The sequence below is a fragment of the Flavobacterium cutihirudinis genome (assembly GCF_003385895.1).
Taxonomy (GTDB): Bacteria; Bacteroidota; Bacteroidia; order Flavobacteriales; family Flavobacteriaceae; genus Flavobacterium; species Flavobacterium cutihirudinis.
This window is the reverse complement of the sequence record NZ_QRDQ01000011.1, coordinates 157,042-177,168: the sequence shown is the minus strand read 5'-3', so window position 1 is coordinate 177,168 and position 20,127 is coordinate 157,042. Positions and strand designations below refer to the sequence as shown.

Annotated in this window: 19 protein-coding genes; 5 read left to right on the top strand and 14 right to left on the bottom strand. The window is 33.9% G+C overall.

All coding sequences use genetic code 11. The features are described from left to right. Window positions 1-42: 42 nt before the first annotated feature. From murG to BD847_RS17285, 9 genes are all read right to left on the bottom strand, one after another. Complete coding sequence (gene murG / locus BD847_RS17325; protein ID WP_115889528.1) at window positions 43-1,131, bottom strand: undecaprenyldiphospho-muramoylpentapeptide beta-N-acetylglucosaminyltransferase; 1,089 nt, start codon at window positions 1,129-1,131, stop codon at window positions 43-45. 45 nt (window positions 1,132-1,176) lie between these two features. Next, complete coding sequence (locus tag BD847_RS17320) at window positions 1,177-2,487, bottom strand: FtsW/RodA/SpoVE family cell cycle protein (RefSeq protein ID WP_115889527.1); 1,311 nt, start codon at window positions 2,485-2,487, stop codon at window positions 1,177-1,179. 77 nt (window positions 2,488-2,564) lie between these two features. Further along, window positions 2,565-3,896 (bottom strand): UDP-N-acetylmuramoyl-L-alanine--D-glutamate ligase, encoded by a 1,332-nt coding sequence (murD, locus tag BD847_RS17315; RefSeq protein ID WP_115889526.1) that lies wholly within the window; start codon window positions 3,894-3,896, stop codon window positions 2,565-2,567. Next, the gene (mraY, locus tag BD847_RS17310) at window positions 3,897-5,126 is read right to left on the bottom strand and encodes a phospho-N-acetylmuramoyl-pentapeptide-transferase (RefSeq protein WP_115889525.1); all 1,230 of its coding nucleotides are present in this window, start codon (window positions 5,124-5,126) and stop codon (window positions 3,897-3,899) included. It lies immediately after the preceding gene. Window positions 5,127-5,206: 80 nt separating this feature from the next. Then, on the bottom strand, window positions 5,207-6,670 hold the full coding sequence (locus BD847_RS17305; protein ID WP_115889524.1) for a UDP-N-acetylmuramoyl-L-alanyl-D-glutamate--2,6-diaminopimelate ligase: 1,464 nt from the start codon (window positions 6,668-6,670) through the stop codon (window positions 5,207-5,209). Next, on the bottom strand, window positions 6,667-8,673 hold the full coding sequence (locus BD847_RS17300) for a penicillin-binding protein (RefSeq protein WP_115889523.1): 2,007 nt from the start codon (window positions 8,671-8,673) through the stop codon (window positions 6,667-6,669). The genes BD847_RS17305 and BD847_RS17300 overlap by 4 nt, the downstream gene beginning before the upstream one ends. Further along, window positions 8,664-9,011 (bottom strand): FtsL-like putative cell division protein, encoded by a 348-nt coding sequence (locus BD847_RS17295; protein WP_115889522.1) that lies wholly within the window; start codon window positions 9,009-9,011, stop codon window positions 8,664-8,666. The genes BD847_RS17300 and BD847_RS17295 overlap by 10 nt, the downstream gene beginning before the upstream one ends. A 16-nt stretch (window positions 9,012-9,027) precedes the next feature. Continuing rightward, entirely contained in the window at window positions 9,028-9,936 is a 909-nt protein-coding gene (rsmH, locus tag BD847_RS17290; protein WP_208641813.1) for a 16S rRNA (cytosine(1402)-N(4))-methyltransferase RsmH, read from the bottom strand. Further along, on the bottom strand, window positions 9,911-10,384 hold the full coding sequence (locus BD847_RS17285) for a division/cell wall cluster transcriptional repressor MraZ (protein WP_115889521.1): 474 nt from the start codon (window positions 10,382-10,384) through the stop codon (window positions 9,911-9,913). The genes rsmH and BD847_RS17285 overlap by 26 nt, the downstream gene beginning before the upstream one ends. Window positions 10,385-10,762: 378 nt before the next feature. Here BD847_RS17285 and BD847_RS17280 point away from each other — a divergent pair, with 378 nt between their 5' ends. From BD847_RS17280 to BD847_RS17270, 3 genes are all read left to right on the top strand, one after another. After that, window positions 10,763-11,527: an alpha/beta fold hydrolase gene (locus tag BD847_RS17280; RefSeq protein ID WP_115889520.1), complete on the top strand. Its 765-nt coding sequence runs from the start codon at window positions 10,763-10,765 to the stop codon at window positions 11,525-11,527. A gap of 43 nt (window positions 11,528-11,570) precedes the next feature. After that, window positions 11,571-12,191, top strand: coding sequence for a ribosome biogenesis GTP-binding protein YihA/YsxC (gene yihA / locus BD847_RS17275; RefSeq protein ID WP_115889519.1), 621 nt, complete (start codon window positions 11,571-11,573; stop codon window positions 12,189-12,191). 176 nt (window positions 12,192-12,367) lie between these two features. After that, on the top strand, window positions 12,368-12,994 hold the full coding sequence (locus BD847_RS17270; RefSeq protein ID WP_115889518.1) for a hypothetical protein: 627 nt from the start codon (window positions 12,368-12,370) through the stop codon (window positions 12,992-12,994). A gap of 8 nt (window positions 12,995-13,002) precedes the next feature. Here the strand turns inward: BD847_RS17270 and BD847_RS20905 are convergent, their stop codons facing one another. From BD847_RS20905 to gldB, 3 genes are all read right to left on the bottom strand, one after another. Next, window positions 13,003-13,389 carry a hypothetical protein gene (locus BD847_RS20905; protein WP_208641812.1) on the bottom strand — a complete coding sequence of 129 codons (387 nt, stop codon included), beginning with the start codon at window positions 13,387-13,389 and terminating at the stop codon, window positions 13,003-13,005. Between the two features lie 376 nt (window positions 13,390-13,765). Continuing rightward, window positions 13,766-14,098 carry a gliding motility protein GldC gene (gene gldC, locus BD847_RS17260; RefSeq protein ID WP_208641811.1) on the bottom strand — a complete coding sequence of 111 codons (333 nt, stop codon included), beginning with the start codon at window positions 14,096-14,098 and terminating at the stop codon, window positions 13,766-13,768. Continuing rightward, window positions 14,098-15,054, bottom strand: coding sequence for a gliding motility lipoprotein GldB (gene gldB, locus BD847_RS17255; RefSeq protein ID WP_115889516.1), 957 nt, complete (start codon window positions 15,052-15,054; stop codon window positions 14,098-14,100). The genes gldC and gldB overlap by 1 nt, the downstream gene beginning before the upstream one ends. Window positions 15,055-15,153: 99 nt before the next feature. Here gldB and nadE point away from each other — a divergent pair, with 99 nt between their 5' ends. Both nadE and BD847_RS17245 read left to right on the top strand, forming a co-directional pair. Continuing rightward, a complete protein-coding gene (gene nadE / locus BD847_RS17250; RefSeq protein WP_115889515.1) occupies window positions 15,154-15,960 on the top strand; it encodes an NAD(+) synthase in 807 nt (268 codons plus the stop codon). Between the two features lie 94 nt (window positions 15,961-16,054). Then, window positions 16,055-16,684: a response regulator transcription factor gene (locus BD847_RS17245; RefSeq protein WP_026730588.1), complete on the top strand. Its 630-nt coding sequence runs from the start codon at window positions 16,055-16,057 to the stop codon at window positions 16,682-16,684. A gap of 101 nt (window positions 16,685-16,785) precedes the next feature. Here BD847_RS17245 and dnaG read toward each other — a convergent pair whose 3' ends face one another. Continuing rightward, the gene (gene dnaG, locus BD847_RS17240; RefSeq protein ID WP_115889514.1) at window positions 16,786-18,855 is read right to left on the bottom strand and encodes a DNA primase; all 2,070 of its coding nucleotides are present in this window, start codon (window positions 18,853-18,855) and stop codon (window positions 16,786-16,788) included. Between the two features lie 130 nt (window positions 18,856-18,985). Continuing rightward, complete coding sequence (locus BD847_RS17235) at window positions 18,986-20,035, bottom strand: hypothetical protein (protein ID WP_115889513.1); 1,050 nt, start codon at window positions 20,033-20,035, stop codon at window positions 18,986-18,988. Between the last annotated feature and the right edge of the window lie 92 nt (window positions 20,036-20,127).

Sequence of the window (20,127 nt, the reverse complement as noted above, 5' to 3'; positions counted from 1 at the left end):
AACAAGTTTAAAGCTTACAGCCTATAGCTTACTGCTTATAACTTAACGAATTAACTTGACAATCTGCGCAACGATATCTTGTGTTGCTTTTGGCATTGCCAGTTTTTTAATATTTTCACTTAATTGTTTCTGTTTTCCTTCATCTTTCAGAAGTGCTTCAAAAACAATACTAAATTCATTTTCCAATTCGGATTCTTTCAATAAAATAGCACCTTTCGCATCAACAATTGCCTGTGCGTTTTTAGTTTGATGATCTTCAGCAACATTTGGCGACGGAATAAAAATTACAGGTTTCCCAACAATACATAATTCTGAAACCGAAGATGCTCCAGCTCTCGAAATAATCACATCAGCTGCAGCGTACACAAAATCCATTCTTTCAATAAAATCAACTACGCGTACATTTTGCTGATTGTGTTTTTTGTAATCTTCAAAATATAATTTTCCACATTGCCAGATTACCTGAACATCTTGCGAAAGAAAATTTTGCAATTCTTTTTCAATTAATTGATTGATTCTTCTTGCGCCTAAACTTCCTCCTAAAACCAGCAATGTTTTTTTATTCGGATCTAAACCGTAAAACGCAATTGCTTCATCGCGCTTGCTTTCAATATCAATCAAATCCTGACGAACCGGATTTCCTGTCAACACAATTTTCTCTTTAGGAAAAAACCGTTCTAAATTTTGATAAGCAACACAAATTGCATTTGCTTTTTTACTCAATAATTTATTTGTTATTCCAGGAAAAGAATTCTGCTCCTGAATAACAGTTGGAATTCCTGCTCCGCCTGCCGCCTGCAATAATGGTCCGCTGGCAAAACCTCCCGTTCCAATTACTACATTTGGTTTAAATTTTTTAATGATTCTTCTTGACTCTAATAAACTACTTGCGAGTTTAAGCGGAAACATCATATTTTGCAAAGTCAATTTTCGCTGTAAACCGGCAATCCAAAGACCTTGTATTTCGTAACCTGCCTGAGGTACTTTTTGCATTTCCATTTTATCTTTGGCACCAACAAAAAGAAATTCAGCATCAGGGAATTGTAATTTTAATTCATTTGCAATCGCAATTGCAGGATAAATGTGGCCTCCCGTTCCTCCTCCGCTAAGTATGAATTTATACTTTGTCATCTTTCTAAAAATTACAACTTTTTAAAAAATCTTTATACTTTAATCTTATCTGTTCAAAACTGCATTCATCGGATTTTTTGAATTGTCTTCGATTGAATACATTGCCTCTTCTTCATAAACTTCATCAGCTGGCAAATCTTCTTCAGCTAATTCTTTATCAATTAATCTTTGAAGCGCTTCTTTTCGTCTCTCTTTTTCTTCTTTTTCTTCAGCGATTTCTTCTTCTTTTTTCGTCACACTGATGATAATTCCAAGACCTAAACAAGTCATCCAGATTGAACTTCCTCCAGAACTTATCAGCGGAAGCGTCTGCCCCGTTACCGGCAATAATTCGACGGCAACTGCCATATTAATCATCGCTTGAAATATCATCGGAAATCCGAGTCCAACAACTAGTAATTTCCCGAATAACGTATTTGCTTTATGCGAAGCAACAACAAATCGAAATAGCAGCAATAAATACAAAACCAAGATCGCTACACCACCCACCAAACCATATTCTTCGACAACTATCGCATAAATGAAATCCGAAGAAGATTGTGGCAAAAAGTTTTTCTGAACACTTTTTCCTGGTCCAAGCCCTCCAAATCTTCCAGATGCAATTGCGATTTTTGCTTTCTCAATCTGATAATCATCTTCATCAGGTTTGTCAGTGGTAAAGTTCATTATACGGCTTTCCCAAGTTGAAACCCTGCTAAAGAATCGTGAATCCGGAAACGCCTTTGCTACCAAAAGGAAGAACATCAGCATGGCAATTCCTGAACCTATAATAATTCCGATATGTTTTAATGGATATTTTCCAATGAACGTAAGCATTAAAACCATTGCAAAAATCAATGCAGTGGTAGAAAAGTTCGCAGGCAAAATCAATGCCAACGTAATAAAAACCGGAATCCAAAGCTGTACAAATGATACCTGAAAAGGCTCATTTTCTTCTTTCTTTTTCGACAAATAACGCGCTACAAAAATAAAGAGAACGATAGAAGCCAAAGTGGAAGTCTGAAATGTGATTCCGATAAACGGTACCTGAATCCAGCGACTCGCGTTTGCCCCAGCAATAACAGTCCCTTTCAACAATGTATAAAGCAATAAGAACCAAACTATTGGCAAAGCAATTTTTGAAATCGCTCTAAAATAATGATACGGTACTCTATGAACCCAATAAATAATCAGGAAACCGATACAAATGTGAGCCAAATGTTTTACCAAATACCCTAATGTGTTTCCGGTTCCATGGCCAATGTATGCCAAATTACTACTCGCACTAAAAACAGGCATAAACGAAAACAGCGCTAATAAAGCCACGAATGACCATATTACCCTATCTCCTTTAAGTTTATTTACCAGTTCTTTCATTTTAATTTTGTTTCAGGTTTTTCCTGTTTCAGGTTTCAAGTTCCTACTAACGTGAAACTTGAAACCTGAAACTATTTTTACAGATTATGTACTGCTTGTTTAAATTGCTTTCCTCTGTCTTCGTAGTTTTCGAATAAATCGAAACTTGCGCAAGCTGGAGACAATAAAACTGCATCACCTTTTTCCGTTAATCTTTGAGCAGTTTTTACTGCATCATTCATATTATTAACTTCAACCATAATGTCAACAACGTTTCCGAAAGCATCGATAATTTTACGGTTATCAATTCCTAAACAGATAATTGCTTTTACTTTCTCACGAACCAAGGACATCAATTCATTATAATCATTTCCTTTATCAACACCACCCACAATCCAAACAGTTGGCACATTCATGCTGTCTAAAGCGAAGAAAGTTGCATTTACATTTGTTGCTTTTGAATCGTTGATATATTGAACGTTTTGTATTTTTAATACTTTCTCTAAACGGTGTTCAACACCTTGAAAATTAGATAAACTTTCGCGAATTGTTGCATTTCTAATTTGCATCAATTTCGCTACAGAGCTTGCTGCCATTGCGTTTTTCATATTATGTTTTCCTTCTAACGCAATGTGTTCCGTGTCCATTGTAAACTCTTCTTGGTTGATCTTTATTTCCATTTTGTTGTTATTTATAGAAGCTCCTTCTTCAAAACTTTTCGTTAGTGAGAAAGGAATTAATTTTGCTTTTGTCGTATTATTTTTTAACCATTCTGAACTCGCTTCATCATCAGCATCATAAATCAGGTAATCACTTTCGGTTTGATTCATTGTTATTCTAAACTTTGAATCTATATAATTTTGATACTTATATTCATACCTGTCTAAGTGATCCGGACTTATGTTTGTAATAATCGCAATATCCGGCCTGTAATCTATGATCCCGTCCAATTGAAAACTGCTTAACTCAAGAACGTATGCATCAAACTTATTTTCTGCTACCTGCCAGGCAAAGCTTTTTCCGATATTACCTCCCAATCCAACATTCAAACCTGCCGATTTTAGCAAATGATAGGTTAACATTGTCGTGGTCGTTTTACCATTACTTCCTGTTATCCCAATGGTCAGCGCTTCTGTAAAAGGCTTTGCAAATTCGATTTCCGAAATCACTTTTACGCCGGCTGCAATCAGCTTTTTCACGATTGGAGATTTTTCAGGAATACCGGGACTTTTCATCACCACATCGGCATTCAGAATAAGATCCTCCGTGTGCTGCTCTTCTTCCCACGGAATTTTATTAATTATAAGAACTTCTTTATAGCTTTCTTTTATTTTTCCAAAATCCGATACAAAAACCTCGTATCCTTTTTTCTTCCCTAGGATAGCAGTTCCAACACCACTTTCTCCTCCTCCTAAAATTACCAGCCTCATCTATCTTAATTTTAAAGTAACGATTGATAAAATGGCTAACATAATCGCAACAATCCAGAAACGGGTAACAATTTTACTCTCATGATATCCTTTTTTCTGATAGTGGTGATGCAAAGGCGACATCAGGAAAATTCTGCGTCCTTCACCATATCTTTTTTTAGTGAACTTGAAATAACTCACTTGCAAAACCACTGAGAAATTTTCCACTAAAAAGATTCCACACAATAACGGAATCAACAACTCTTTACGAACCGCAATTGCCAAAACAGCAATAATCCCTCCAATTGTCAAACTTCCTGTATCTCCCATAAAAACAGATGCGGGATAGGAATTGTACCAAAGAAATCCGATTAGCGCTCCAACAAATGCTGATATAAAAACTGTCATTTCACCCGAATTAGGGATGTACATAATATTCAGATAATTAGAGAAAATAATATTTCCCGAAACGAATGTAAATATCCCGAGCGCTAAAACCGAAACAGCGGAGGTTCCTGCAGCTAAACCATCAATTCCATCAGTTAAATTAGCTCCGTTAGAAACCGCAGTGATAATAAAAATAACAACCGGAATAAAAATCAACCAAGCCCATTTTTCATATCCCTCTCCAGTCCATGCTAATAATTCTGCATAATCAAATTCGTTATTTTTTACAAAAGGAATTGTAGTTGCTGTAGATTTCTCTTCGATTGGTGCTGGCAAAACTACCGTTGAACTTACGTTTTTATAAATATCTGTTCTTCCAGTATCTGTTCTTACCGTTACGGCAGGGTTGAAATAAAGAACTGCTCCAACGATAATTCCTAAACCAACCTGACCAATAACTTTAAAAATTCCTTTTAATCCTGCTTTATCTTTTTTAAATATTTTAATATAATCGTCAACAAAACCAATAGTCCCCATCCATAAAGTAGTCACAATAAGTAATACGATATAAATGTTGTGCAAACGCGCAAATAACAAAACCGGAACTAATGTTGCAAAAATGATAATCAAACCTCCCATAGTTGGAGTTCCTGCTTTTTCATTTTGCCCTTGAAGACCAAGTTCACGAACCGTTTCACCAACTTGCTGATTGCGCAAAAAGTTAATAATTCGTTTTCCGTAAATTGTAGACAAAAGCAAAGAAAGCATCAATGCTAAAGCCGATCTAAAAGTGATGTACTGAAAAACCCCTGTTCCCGGAACATCTAATGTTTTGTCTAAATATTCAAATAAATAGTATAGCATGTTTTTCTATTTTTTTAAATTCCAATTTTGAAATTTCAAACTCCAATCTTCTTGTGGTATTTGAACTTAAAAATTTATTATTATTTATTTAGTTGTTCTAAGATTTCTTTTACCGTTTCCATGTCGTCAAAATGATGACGAACACCATTAATTTCCTGATACGTTTCATGACCTTTTCCAGCAATTAAAATGATATCGTTAGATTCAGCCAACTGACATGCTGTTTTAATAGCTTGCTTACGATCAGTTATTCTTAGTGTTTTTTTATAATTATGAGCATCAACACCTTTTTCCATTTCATCCAAAATCACTTCCGGATCTTCATTTCTTGGATTATCAGACGTCAAAATTGCTTTATCACTTAGATCTGCAGCAATTTTAGCCATAATTGGTCTTTTTGTTTTATCTCTGTTTCCACCACAACCAACAATTGTAATCAACTGTTCGTTTTTTGTTCGGATGTCGGCAATTGTTTTCAAAACATTCTCCAAAGCATCTGGCGTATGTGCATAATCTACTATCGCAGTGATTTTAGAATCGGTCACTATATATTGAAAACGACCTGAAACACTTTCTAAATCAGACAGTAAGCGCAACGCTTCAAGACTATCCATTCCGAGTTCTATTGCAGTTCCGTAAATCGCCAGAACGTTATAAGCATTAAAAGTTCCGATTAACTTTACCCAAACTTCATTATCATTTACTTTTAACAATAAACCTGATAATTGGCTTTCTAAAATTGTTGCTTTAAAATCAGCATACGATTTCAATGCATAAGTAAACTTTCTCGCTACAGTATTTTGCAACATTACAGTTCCGTTTTTATCATCAATGTTTGATAAAGCAAAAGCTGTTTTTGGCAATGAATCAAAAAATGACTTTTTTACATCTCTGTATTCTGCAAAAGTTGGATGATAATCTAAATGATCGTGAGAAAGATTCGTGAAAATTCCGCCAACAAAATGCAAAGCTTCTGTACGTTTTTGATGAATTCCATGCGAGCTTACTTCCATAAAACAATGTGTAACGCCAGATTCAATCATTTCATTTAAATAATGATTGATTGTAATAGAGTCCGGAGTTGTATGAGTTGCTTTATATTCTGTATCATCAACCATAATTTTTACAGTTGATAATAATCCTACTTTAAAACCTGCTTTTTTAAACAATTGAAACAACAATGACGCAATAGTTGTTTTCCCGTTTGTTCCCGTTACTCCAACTAATTTTAATTTTTCAGATGGATTTTCAAAATAATTCGCAGCCATAAAAGCCAAAGCTGCATTCGTATCTTTTACTTGGATATAAGTGATTCCTTTTTCAATAGTTGAAGGTAAAGTGTCACAGATAACAGCAATAGCACCAAGTTCAATTGCTTTTTGAATGTAATCGTGTCCATCTGAAAGTGAACCGCGAATGGCAACAAAAATATCACCCGCTTCCACTTTACGAGAATCAAATTCAATTTTTTGAATGTCCACGTCAGTCGAACCAGCTACTGACTCAATTGCTACTTTATATAATATGTCTTTCAGTATTTTCACGATAATTCTAATACTATAATTGCGTTTCTACTAATATTCTGACCAGCCTGAATCGATTGATTCTTAACTTTTCCTACTCCGTTTACTTTTACTTTTAAACCTAAATTTTCAAGTAAAGCAATTGCGTCCATTCCCGGCATTCCTTTTAAATTCGGAATCACATTTGTTTTTGTATTGGATTCTTTTTCAAACTTAGCGTAACTAATTTCCTGTTTTGCAATTTTAGAATCCAACTGTTTTATTTTATTTGTTGAAGGTGCATCTGTAAATATTTTTTGAGCAATTCTTTTAAAAACTGGCCCAGCAACATCTGCTCCATAATAATTATTTTTTGATGTATTCGGCTTATGAACTACCACAATACAAGAATATTTTGGATGATCAGCCGGAAAATACCCTACGAAAGACGATGCATAATACATTCCTTCTCTTCCTGCTTTATTATAATTAACCATGGCCGTTCCCGTTTTTCCTGCCATCGGAAAATCTTTGGAATAAAGCTTAGAAGCTGTTCCTTTTTTTACCACGTTTCCTAAAACTGCTCTTACTTTTTTAAGCGTTTCGTCTGAACAAATCTTTGGATTAATTACCTCTGTATCGAACTTTTTAATCGTTTTATTCCATTCCTTAATTTCTGAAACAAATTGTGGTCTTACCATTACACCATTATTTGCAACCGAATTATAAAATGCCAATGTCTGCATTGGAGTAACCGAAACCGAATACCCGAAAGCCATCCACGGAAGTGAAATTCCCGACCAGATCTTATCTCCAGGATGAGGAATAATTGGTCTTCCTTCTCCTTTAAAATGCAACCCTAGAGGTTTATCTAAACCAAAACTTTTAATATGATTTACAAATTTTGATGGATTACTTTTATAATTATCATAAACTGCCTGAACCATTACTGTATTAGACGAAAGCTCAAATCCACGCGCCAACGAAATCTTTCCATAACCTCCATGATGTGAATCACGTACAGATCTTCCGTAATATTTAACAACACCATTGTGACTGTCAAAAACCGTACTAGTGTCTGCTACTTTGTCTTCTAATATCGCCATTAAATCAACCAGCTTAAAAGTCGATCCCGGCTCGTGAGATTCTGCTACTGCATAATTTACAGTTTCTGTATACGATCCATCTTCACTTCTCCCTAAATTCGAAATGGCCTTTATATAACCCGTTTCTGTTTCCATTACAACAACACAACCATGGTCAGCTTCGTAATCTTGAAGTTGTTTCAATAAAGCGTGATGTGCAATATCCTGAATAAATACATCGATAGTCGAAATCACATCGTAACCATCAATTGGATCTACTTCGTTTACGTCGCGAATTGGTTTCCATTGCCCTTTTGCTATTTTTTGTTTTAAGATTTTACCATCTTTCCCATTAAGATAACTTTTAAAAGCCCATTCAATTCCTTTTCCTACTTCAATTCCTGTCGCCGGATCTATTCTATCATAACCAATCGTTCTTTCAGCAATTTTTCCAATTGGGTGTTTTCTAACCGTTTCTTGCTCAATTATAATTCCACCTTTGAAAGCTCCTAGCTTAAATAATGGAAAACCTTTAATTTTCACATATTCCGTATAACTTAAATCACGGGCAATCAAATAATAACGATTTTTATTTGCTCTCGCCTTTCTTAATTCCTGTTCGTAATAACCTGATGGTCTGTCTAAAACCGTAGCTAATGAATCTGATAATTGTTTTACGTATTTTTCGAAAGTTTCTGTTTTTGGTGCTTTCGCATCAAAGCGAATTTCATAATTCGGAATTGAAGTCGCCAGTAAACTTCCGTCAGCAGAATAAATATTTCCTTTGTTTGCCGGAATTACAAAATTTCGAACTGTACGCTGTTTCGCCAGTTTTCTGTAATAATCTCCCTCAACCCATTGAATATTGGTTAATTTAACGACAATAGCAATTGCCATCACGAAGATGAAAACTGCTACGAGGTAAATTCTGTAGGATATATTTTTATCGTCTACTGCCATATTCTTTTAAAGAAACTTTTTTCTTCTTCTTTTTTAACTTCTATTTTTATTGGAGGAACTGTCGATGGAAAAATTTGCTTTTCAAGCATTTTATCCGATATCGTAGATTCCATTTTTAACTTCATTAGTTCTGAACGTCGATCTACAAATTCCGATCTCAACTCCTTTACTTCATTATTTAATTTCGCAATTTCAAAAACCTTTTGCTCATATCTTTGAGTATTTGCAATCATCAAAATTGCCAGCAGAATTATAAAAACAATGAATCTCCAGTTTTTTACTGCATCATCATTAATCAGAAATCTTGCTTTTAATATCCCAAATACACCACTTTTCATCTTCTACCTATATATATTATATCTTTTCAGCAATTCTCAATTTTGCGCTTCGTGCTCTATTGTTGATTTTGATTTCTTCTGCATCAGGAACAATCAGTTTTCCGATTGTTTTAAAAGGAACTGAAAAATTCCCATAAAAATCACGTTCAGGCTCTCCCTCAAACATTCCGTTTTTTATAAATCTCTTAACCAAACGATCTTCTAAAGAATGGTATGAGATTACTGAAAATCTCCCGCCTGGTTTTAAAATCTCCAAAGACTGCTCAATAAACTCTTTTAAAACATCCATTTCCTGATTTACCTCAATTCGAATAGCCTGATAAATCTGAGCCAATATTTTATTTCGAACCTTTTCAGGCAAATACTTCTTCAAAACTTCTTTCAGTTCATCAGTAGTACTGATTGGGTAATCTCTTCTAGCTTCTACAATTGTTCTCGCTAAAGCTGGCGCGTTTTTCAACTCCCCATAATCAAAAAAAACACGACGTAAATCCTGTTCTTCATATTCGTTAACCACCCGATAAGCATTTAAATCATTTTTCTGACTCATCCGCATATCCAATTCGGCATCAAATCTGGTTGAAAAACCTCTTTCAGGAACATCAAACTGATGCGATGAAACACCTAAATCTGCCAAAATTCCGTCAACTGCTTTTACACCATGAAAACGAAGAAATCTTTTTATGAATCTGAAGTTCTCATTAATTAAGGTAAACCTTTCGTCTGGCAGTGCATTTGCAAGCGCATCTTCATCTTGATCAAAAGCAAACAATCTTCCGTTTGGACCTAATCGTCTTAAAATCTCTTTTGAGTGTCCACCGCCGCCAAACGTAACATCTACATATATTCCATCGGGCTTAATATCTAAGCCATCAACTGTCGGATGAAGCAAAACCGGATTATGATATTCCATTGTCGTCGTCATTAATATTTCCCATAACTTCCTCGGCTAAATCAGCAAAATCCATATCTTCGCCGCTTATTGATTTTTCATATAAATCTTTATCCCAAATTTCCACAATATTAACCGCAGATGAGAAAACAACATCTTTAGCAATACCAGAAAAAGTCACTAAATCTTTTGGCACCAGTAATCTTCCCAATGCATCAATTTCAACCACTTTTACTCCAGCTGTAAATCTTCGGATAAAATCATTATTCTTTTTTACAAAACGATTCAACTTGTTAATCTTCTTCATCATCAAATTCCATTCTTCCATCGGATACAATTCCAGACATTGCTGAAAAACGGAACGCTTCAAAACGAAACCGTCCTGAAGAGAGGCAGCAAGTTGCTTTTTTAAAGGCGCAGGCAACATCAGCCTCCCTTTAGCATCAACTTTACACTCGTATGTTCCTACAATTGTGTTCAAGAAAAATCTATTAACATGTTATACAGCAAAAATATAAAAAATTTTACCACATATTACCACTATATACCACTTTGTTAATAAGTTTAACCACTTTACTACCACTCTACTTAATCTTTAGACAATCAATTGTTTAGACATTCGATAATTTAGAAATCAGTTATTTTAACAATTATAAATAATAAATAATCTTTCTCTTAAAAAAGTAATTATTACGCAAGGATTTTAACATATTAAAATTAACACATTACAACCCCTAAAACCTGATTTTTAATTACTTATAAATTCTACTCAAATTATCTAGTTAAAAAATCACAGCAAAAATTCATTTTTGTTTATTAAACCCTATATTTGTCGAAATTGAAATTGGCATTAAACTAGATGGACAAAAACTACAAAAAAGAAGGCAAATACAGCTATTATGAAGCTGGAGAAGGAACTCCTATCGTCATTTTACACGGTTTAATGGGAGGCCTTAGTAACTTTGATGGTGTAGCGCAATATTTCCCAAACAAAGGATACAAAGTAGTTATCCCGGATTTGCCAATCTACACACAAAGCATTTTAAAAACGAATGTGAAAAGCTTTGCCAAATACGTAAAAGACTTTATCACTTTTAAAGGTTTTGACAAGGTAATTTTGTTAGGAAACTCATTAGGAGGCCATATTGCATTATATCACACAAAGCTGTATCCTGAAAAAGTTGCAGGACTTGTAATAACAGGAAGTTCTGGACTTTATGAAAGCGCAATGGGCGATAGTTACCCAAGAAGAGGCGATTACGAATACATCAAAAAGAAAGCTGAAGATGTATTTTATGACCCAAAAATTGCCACTCCGGAACTTATTGATGAAGTATACGCAACAGCAAATGACCGTATAAAACTGATTAAAACATTAACAATTGCCAAAAGTGCAATTCGTCATAATATGGCCAAAGATTTACCTAAAATGACAGTTGAAACCTGTATTATTTGGGGTAAAAACGACTCAGTAACACCTCCAAATGTTGCTGAAGAGTTTGATAAATTATTGCCAAATTCAACTTTGTATTGGATTGACAAATGTGGACACGCTGCTATGATGGAACATCCGGATGAATTCAACCAGATTCTTGAAAAATGGCTTACAGAGCAGAAATTATAGCATCTAACTTTCGATTTTAAGAAGGTTTTAAAAACAAAAAAACATGAAAATTACTTCTGCCGAATTCATTGTCAGTAATTCTGACGCATCAAAATGCCCGGCTGAATTTTTGCCTGAATACGCTTTTATAGGCAGATCAAACGTTGGAAAATCATCGTTAATCAACATGATTACCAATCATAAAAATTTAGCAAAAACATCTGGAAGACCAGGAAAAACACAATTAATAAATCACTTTAAAATCAATAATAATTGGTTTTTAGTCGATTTACCAGGTTATGGATATGCTAAAGTTTCAAAAAAAACAAAATCGGTTTTTCAGCAATTTATAACTGACTATTTTGAGAACAGAGAGCAACTTGTTTGCGCCTTTGTTTTGATTGATATTCGTCACGAAGCACAAAATATAGACATTGAATTTATGTCTTATATGGGCGAAAGCGAAATTCCGTTTTGCATTATTTTTACTAAAGCCGATAAAATCAGTAAAGTAAAAATTGATTCTCATATCGCGGCTTACAAAAAACAGATGTACGCAAACAACTGGGCCGAAATGCCACATTATTTCGTAACCTCATCTACAGAATCAATCGGAAAAGAAGAACTTTTAACTTATATAGACGAAGTAAATCAAGAGGTTTTTAAAAACAATTCAGGGTTTTAAATTTAAAATCCAAATAAAAGCTCAGATCCCAAATCCCAATTTCATCCCGAGGCTTCAGGAGGAATTTGGGATTTTTTTATTTGAAATCAACTTTACAGTAAATTCTTAATTTTTCACTTACAACTGTGTGAAAATTGTCGTTTTTAAATTACTTTTGAATCGAACAACAAACCACTATGAAAGCAAAACTACTTTGTTCTATTTTCCTTTTCACTATCCTTTCATCATGCAATGCACCAACCTATTTGTTCACAACACCTAAGCAAACTGGCGTTGACTTTACTTCAGGAAAGTGGATTTTAAATGAGCTGGACGCTCCAAAAAACTCTAAAGATGAATTAACCGAAACCGTGTCAAATTTCTTTAAGAAAAACCTCAACGACCGTTTCTTTTACATTCACGACGTAAACGGATTACTCGTTCCGAGAAAAATTCCTTTAAATCCAAGTAAAACAAAATTGAAAGAGCTTAAGGACGGAACCGGATTTGATTTTTTTATCAATATTTCGACCAAAAAAAATCAAAGTGATTTCTCTTCAATTGAACTTTATCAGAGCGAAAGCGAAGGCGGAAAAAACGAAGCTTCGGTTATTGTAGAAATTTACGACTTAAACCTTCAACAAATCATTTATTCACAAAATGTCGTGGGTGTAGCCAGAAAAAAATCTTCAGAATCAGTTTGGCAAACCGAAAAATCAAATAAACTGATTGACAATGTAACGTTTTACAAAAACTCCAATCAATTAATGAACGGAGCTTTAAAGAAAATTTTAAAAGATATAGACAAAAAATCAGTTAAATAAAACTAGATTTAGTAATTTTCTTTAAGAGCCTTGATGGATCTTTTGGCATTTAAAACCTTCCATTCCTTATAAATCAAAAACTGATAAAGGATATAAAAAAGGGAATTAAAGAACCAAAAATCAAGAATAAAGGGTTCGGTAAAAATTACCGAATCACTATTTCCGGATAAAAAAATACTTGCACTACTTGCCAGATAAATAACTAATCCGTTACAGAAATAAGAATAATCATGCTTAACACTTTTCAAATTGGATATAATAAAATACAATCCATAAAATAGCAACGGAATCGAAGTTATTGCAATTTCAATCAAATTAAACTCCCAATAAAGCGATGGTGTTCTATAATATTGAATACTTAAAAAAAGTGAAACCGCAACAAAAACTATAACCACAATTCGTTTTAATATTTTATCTGCAAAACTTTTATAAAAGAACAGGCTCAGGGCAATAAACTGAAAAATAAAATAATAATGCGAAAGGAAAAAATTAGAATTAGGATAAAGAAATCCGATAATATTACAAAGTAACTCTACGCAAAATAAGAGAACCAAATAAAGTGTCAAAATGCGGTACAAAACATCTCTGCTTTTACAGGTAATACAAAATCGAATTGCATTTGCAAGTAAGAAAAATAATCCGACAAGGCTTACAATAAAAGGAAACAGCATATTATTTGTTTTTTGCAGATAACAATTTACAAAATAAAAACAAAAAATCCCAAACCCAATCTGAGATTGGAATTTGGAATTTTTATTATTTGAAATTTAATTATTTCGTCAATTCTAGTTTTTCAGCAAAATAATCGCAGAAATCTTTCATTGTATCCGACATTTTTTCGTCATCAGTTGCACGTTTAAAAGTATCCGCCATTGCCACCAAAGTCTGGTGAAAGAAAATTTTCATTTCATCAACCGGCATATCTTTTGTCCAAAGATCGATACGCATCGTTTCTTTAGCTTTACTGTCCCAAATTGACAACATGATTGCTTTTGCTTCTTCGGCTTGAACTCCGCCGTCCTGTGCACTCCATGTTAATTTCTCAGGTACACGGTTTTCGTCTAATTCTATATTGAATTTAATTTCTGAATTTATTGTTGACATTATTTCTTAGGTTTATATTTTGACTTTTCGAAAATTTCTTTCGCATTAACTTTTAATAATTCCTGCAAAGTTACGTTGTTATTTTTCATATACGAACGTACAATCTGCCATCCTATCCAGGCACCCACTCTTCCCGGCGAATCGTTATCGATTTCTAAATAAAATTTAGAAAATGGAGCCGGAGCTATAAATCGGGTCGTAAGTTTTGGATCTACACTATACAACATTTCCTTTTCCATAAAATAACGCCACATGTAGGCTTCATTTTCCTCGCACCATTTTATTTCTTCAGGCGTATATCCCATTTTTTCTGCATCTGTGTATTCTGGCAAAAGCAAATCTTTTGCATACAATTGTTTCCCTTCAAAAATCATCTGAGAAACCAGATTTTTTTCCTGAAAAGCAGGAATATTTCTGTAAACAAAACTCGAAACCACATCTGGCATTATTTGTTTTTCCTCGAAATTACGTTTCAGGTAATTTGGAAATTCATAGAATTTATGCTCTTTTCCTAAATATAATTCCAACGCCACAATTACGAGACTGTCTGCATAAATAGCTTTCGCATTATAATCCATTTCTCCAATTACCGTTATTACTTTCGGCGTTTTGGTTTTAGGAAAATAATATTTCACATGCTGAAAAAGAGAATTAAACTGCTGACGTACAGGCTCAAAATTCGAATATTTTTTTTGCACTTCTGTATATACCTCGCGCCAGATTGGTTCCTGCATTTTTTGCAACCATACAGAATCATCGTTACCTGCAGGGAAAAAGAAAGGATATTGTTTTTTTACTTTGGCCAGATCTTCAGGTTTTGTTTCAAAAAAAACCTTATCAAAGCGTTCTACTTTAATATCAACCGGAATTTCCTCAACTTCTTTTTCGACCTTACTTTTTTTATCACAAGACAAAAAAAACAAGCACAGAACCACTGCAAAGCGATATATTTTCATTTTATTTTAATTAGATTTGTGTTGCATAAATTTAAATATGTACATACTTAAAAATATTTGTGCAAATATACATCCCTGCATCTTAAAACTTGAACTATTATGGCTAAAAAAAGCACTATTCAAACAGAAAAAGTAAATACTCACATTGTAGATTGGCTAAAAAACTATGCTACCAATGCTAAAGTAAGTGGTTTTGTGATTGGAATTTCAGGCGGAGTAGATTCTGCCGTAACTTCTACATTATGTGCCCAGACAGGTTTACAGGTTTTATGTGTAGAAATGCCAATTCATCAAGCCGAAACACAAGTTTCAAGAGGTCGAGAACATATTGAACAATTAAAAAAACGTTTTCCAAATGTGTCAAGTGTTGAGACCGATCTTACTGCTACTTTTGAAGCATTTAAGAGCGCAGTTCCAGACACAAAAGATGAAACAAAAGTTAATTTATCATTGGCCAACACCCGCGCCCGAATCCGAATGACGTCATTGTATTATTTGGCAGGAATTCATAGTCTATTAGTCGCAGGCACAGGCAATAAAGTAGAGGATTTTGGAGTTGGATTTTACACAAAATATGGTGACGGAGGTGTCGATTTGAGTCCGATTGCAGATTTAATGAAATCTGATGTTTATGCTTTGGGCGCATTTTTGTCTATTCCTGAATCAATTTTAAAAGCTGCTCCTACAGACGGATTATTTGGCGATAACAGAACCGACGAAGACCAATTGGGAGCAAGTTACGATGAGCTTGAATGGGCAATGTTAGCAGCGGAGTCAGGAAAATCGGCGGATGACTTTGAGGGGCGAGAAAAATCTGTCTTTGAAATTTATAAAAGATTAAACACCAGCAACAAGCACAAAATGGAGGCTATTCCTGTTTGTTTAATACCCAAAACGTTAAAATAAATTATTTTAACATTTGTCTGCAATTAATTACAGAATTTATTTATTAATTTTACCGTTCCAAAAACATGATAACAATTCTAAAAAGGTAAAAATTATGATTAAAGTATGTCTTGCAGACAATCATCCTGTGACTCACTTTGGCGTTAAGTCTTATTTCAAAGACCACGATCAAATTTCAATTGTTGCCAACGTAGGCAATTTTTCAATGGTAAGAGATATCCTTCAAACTAAGGAGATCGATATTCTAATTCTTGATTTAGAATTAGAAGGTCTTTCAAGTATTTTTGAAGTGAAATCAATCCTGAAAAACTTTCCTAAAACAAAAATTGTAATTTTTAGTGACCTCGCTGAGCAAATGTATGCTCCAAATGCAATCAAAGCAGGAGTTTCCGGCTATGTACACAAAACAGAAAAACTTGAAACTTTAGGTCTTTCTATCATTAAAGTACACGAAGGAAAAATTATCATCAATGAAACAGTACGTAAAAACATGGCTTTAATTGCTAAACAAAGCAAAAGCGAGCGTTTGTACAGAAAACTTTCTAATCGCGAGATTGAAGTTTTACGTTATTTAAGCGATGGTAAGAAAAACAATGAAATCTCTAAAATCTTAAACCTGAACGAAAAAACGATCAGTACTTACAAATTAAGATTATTGACGAAATTGAACGTTACTAATTTAGTTGATTTAGTAAACAAAGCGAAGACGTTAGAAATTATTTAAATCATGGTATATTGACATTTGTACGCAAATTGTCAACCCATAAAAAAAGCTCTATATTTTTTAATATAGAGCTTTTTGATTTATAAATGCTATCTAAATGTTTAATGATACGGAACTACAACGCGTCCTAACTTTCTTGAAAAATTATTCAGCAGTTTTGAATAGTCAATAACCATAGAAAGTAATTCTGAATTATCATCTTGCGGATCAGAGATCAGTGAGTTTTTTAAATCATGAATGATTTTTGAAACCAAAAACCATCTCAGTGAAAATATAGTATCTGAAACATTTTGTTCAATGGTTACATTTTTATGTTTTGGAAAAATATTTTGTCCTTCCCAATTGTGAATAACCAATTTTTCATCTTCCATTAGAATATTGGTCACTTCTTGCGCAAAATCCGGCGGAAGATGCATTAAATATTTATCTAAACTGAAAGTTTCATTTTGATTGTAAAAATCAATTAAGCCATTAAAAATATTTTGAAATAAAGTATTTGAAAGCTCTACCTCATCTTCCTGAAGACTTAAATAAACTTTTTCGTAAACCTTATATTTTCTTTTTTCTGAAACCTCTTTTACATTCCCTTCTTCATCTGTTTTTAGAAATACATCTTCAAAATCTTCTAAAACACTTCCGTAAAGAAGTAATATTTCAATAATTTTTCTTTCAAAACCATATAAAATATCAACTTTTTCTGCTTGTTCAGCAGGATATCCCATGTCTCCCGGATCATAATAACCTTCCGGCGGACCTGTTCTTGGATCTTCCGGATCTCCACCTGAATAACCGGTGTTTTTTGGGTTTTGATTTCTTACAACATCAAAAGGTTTATGTTCTTGCTTTTGCTTTTTATTAGCTTCAGCAATATCTTTTTGAATCAGCTGCGCCAAAGTACTCACCAAAACCTGCTCCGAAATATCCATTATTCTTGCACATTCCTGAATATAAACTTCACGCTGAATACGATCCGGTATTTTTGAAATACTGGTAACCATATCGCGAATCAGATCGGCTTTTTTTATTGGATCATTTTTAGCTTCGTTCATTAATATCGAAGCCTTAAACTGTATGAAATCTTTACTATTGTTTTCTAAATAGGAAACTAACTCATCATGAGAATTTTTTCGGGCAAAACTGTCCGGATCTTCTCCGTCAGGAAAAGAGCAAACTCTCACATTCATACCTTCTTCCAGAATCAAATCGATTCCTCGAATAGACGCTCGCAAACCAGCTGCATCTCCATCAAAAAGTACGGTAATATTTCGAGTCAGACGGTTAATCAAACGAATCTGATCTGGCGTTAAAGCAGTTCCGGATGAAGCCACAACATTTTCAATTCCAGCTTGGCTAAACTGAATCACATCGGTGTAACCTTCTACCAAATAACAATTATTTTGCTTGGCTATAGATTGTTTGGCGTGATAAATTCCGTACAGCACTTTACTTTTATGGTAGATATCACTTTCCGGTGAATTTAGATATTTCGCCGCTTTTTTATCATTCGTCAAAATACGTCCACCAAAACCTAATACACGTCCCGACATACTTTGAATCGGAAACATCACACGACCTTTAAAACGGTCAAACGGACGGTCTTCTCTTGCAATGGTCAAACCTGTGCTTTCAAGAAATTCCAACTTGTATCCTTTCCCTAATGCTTCTTTTGTCAAGGCATCCCAAGTTTCGGGAGAATATCCTAAATCGAATTTTTTAATGGTTTCATTCGTAAATCCTCTTTCTTTAAAATACGAAAGTCCAATTGCTTTTCCTTCTTCAGAATTTATTAAAACATCCTGAAAATATTTAGCCGCAAATTCAGAAACCAAATACATACTTTCGCGAACATCAGTCATAGCTTTTTCTGCATCTGTCTGTTCGGTTTCTTCGATTTCAATGTTATATTTTCTGGCTAAATATCGAATGGCTTCCGGATAAGTAAATTGCGAATGCTCCATTAAAAATTTAACAGAGTTCCCGCCTTTTCCGGTACTGAAATCTTTCCAAATCCCTTTTGCAGGCGAAACCATGAACGAAGGAGAGCGTTCATCCGAAAACGGACTTAATCCTTTGAAATTACTCCCTGCACGTTTTAAATTGACAAAATCGCCTATAACCTCCTCTACTCGAGCAGTTTCAAAAACAGTATCAATTGTATTTTGTGAAATCAAAACGTAAATTTATTTTTAAAGTTGAAAGCCTGTAAAAGTACATAAATCCATCCTGAAATTTATTTTTTAAAGCAAAAAAAAGCACCTCTCTCGAAGTACTTTTTTCCGTAACTAAACTTAAACTATATAATTAATTAAGATCAAATCGAAGTCCCATTGAAATATTATTTTCCTTTACTAAATTATCCTGAAACAACGGATTCAAATCATATTTCACATACAAACTCATTTCTTTGTAACCAATATACGAACTTACTCCGTAAATGAAATTATTGACATTATACTCGCCTTTTATGGTGCTTTTATATTTCAGATCTTCTTCTTCAAATTTTAAAATCTGCTTTGATTTTACGTTAATCCCGGCATAACCTCCAACGCCAAAACGGAAACTTTTATGTGTTTTGAAGTAGGTTTTACCGTCTTTCACAGTTGGTTTGGAAAAGTCAAACTCCAAATGTACTGGTGCAACTAAATAGACATTTCTAAAACGTGATTCGGTTAAATGTACCGCATTTGTCTCCAAATTAGTCTGATTACCATTTACTACGAAACTGCGATTATCTGTTGGGCGAATATTATTGTACATCAATGAAAGTCCATATTTAGCGTGAAGCAGATTGTCATTTTTCATTAATCTTGAATTATATGTGAAGCCCCATTCGTAAAAATGTGAACCTATAAAACTGTAATTCGAATCTTGATATTTTCCGTCAACCATCATATTGTTTAAACCCATTGCAAAAACAAACTGCGAAGTTGTTCTTTTTTCGCCACGAATTGAATCTTTGCATTTATTATGATTCCAGTCGTTTTTATCCCAGTAAATAACAATTTTGCTTTTCCTTGTCGAATCTTGTTCTTTCAGTTTTCCGTCTACTTTTTGCTGAACCAGGTCATTGAGTTCATTTTGCGCCAAAGTCACTTTTTCCTCAATTATAACTGCTCTGGCTTCTGCCAATTCTTTTTTGCGTTTATCGGCTTGTTCTTGTGTTATTTTCCCTTCAGACAATTGCACATTTACAGCTTCGACTTCTTCTTTCAGTTTTTCTTTTTCCTCTTTCGTTACTTTTTCAATTTTATTTGCGATTTCCTTCGCTTTTGATTCAAATGTTTCCTGCCCGAAAACCTTGCTGACAAATAAGAAAATTAGAATTACTAGATGAATGGTAAAATTTTTCATGATTGATTTTTTAGATTGATTGTGATTGATGATTTTTTAATTGTGAATTGTAAATTCTTTGTCTCATCGGGTTAAAACCCGACGCTACAACA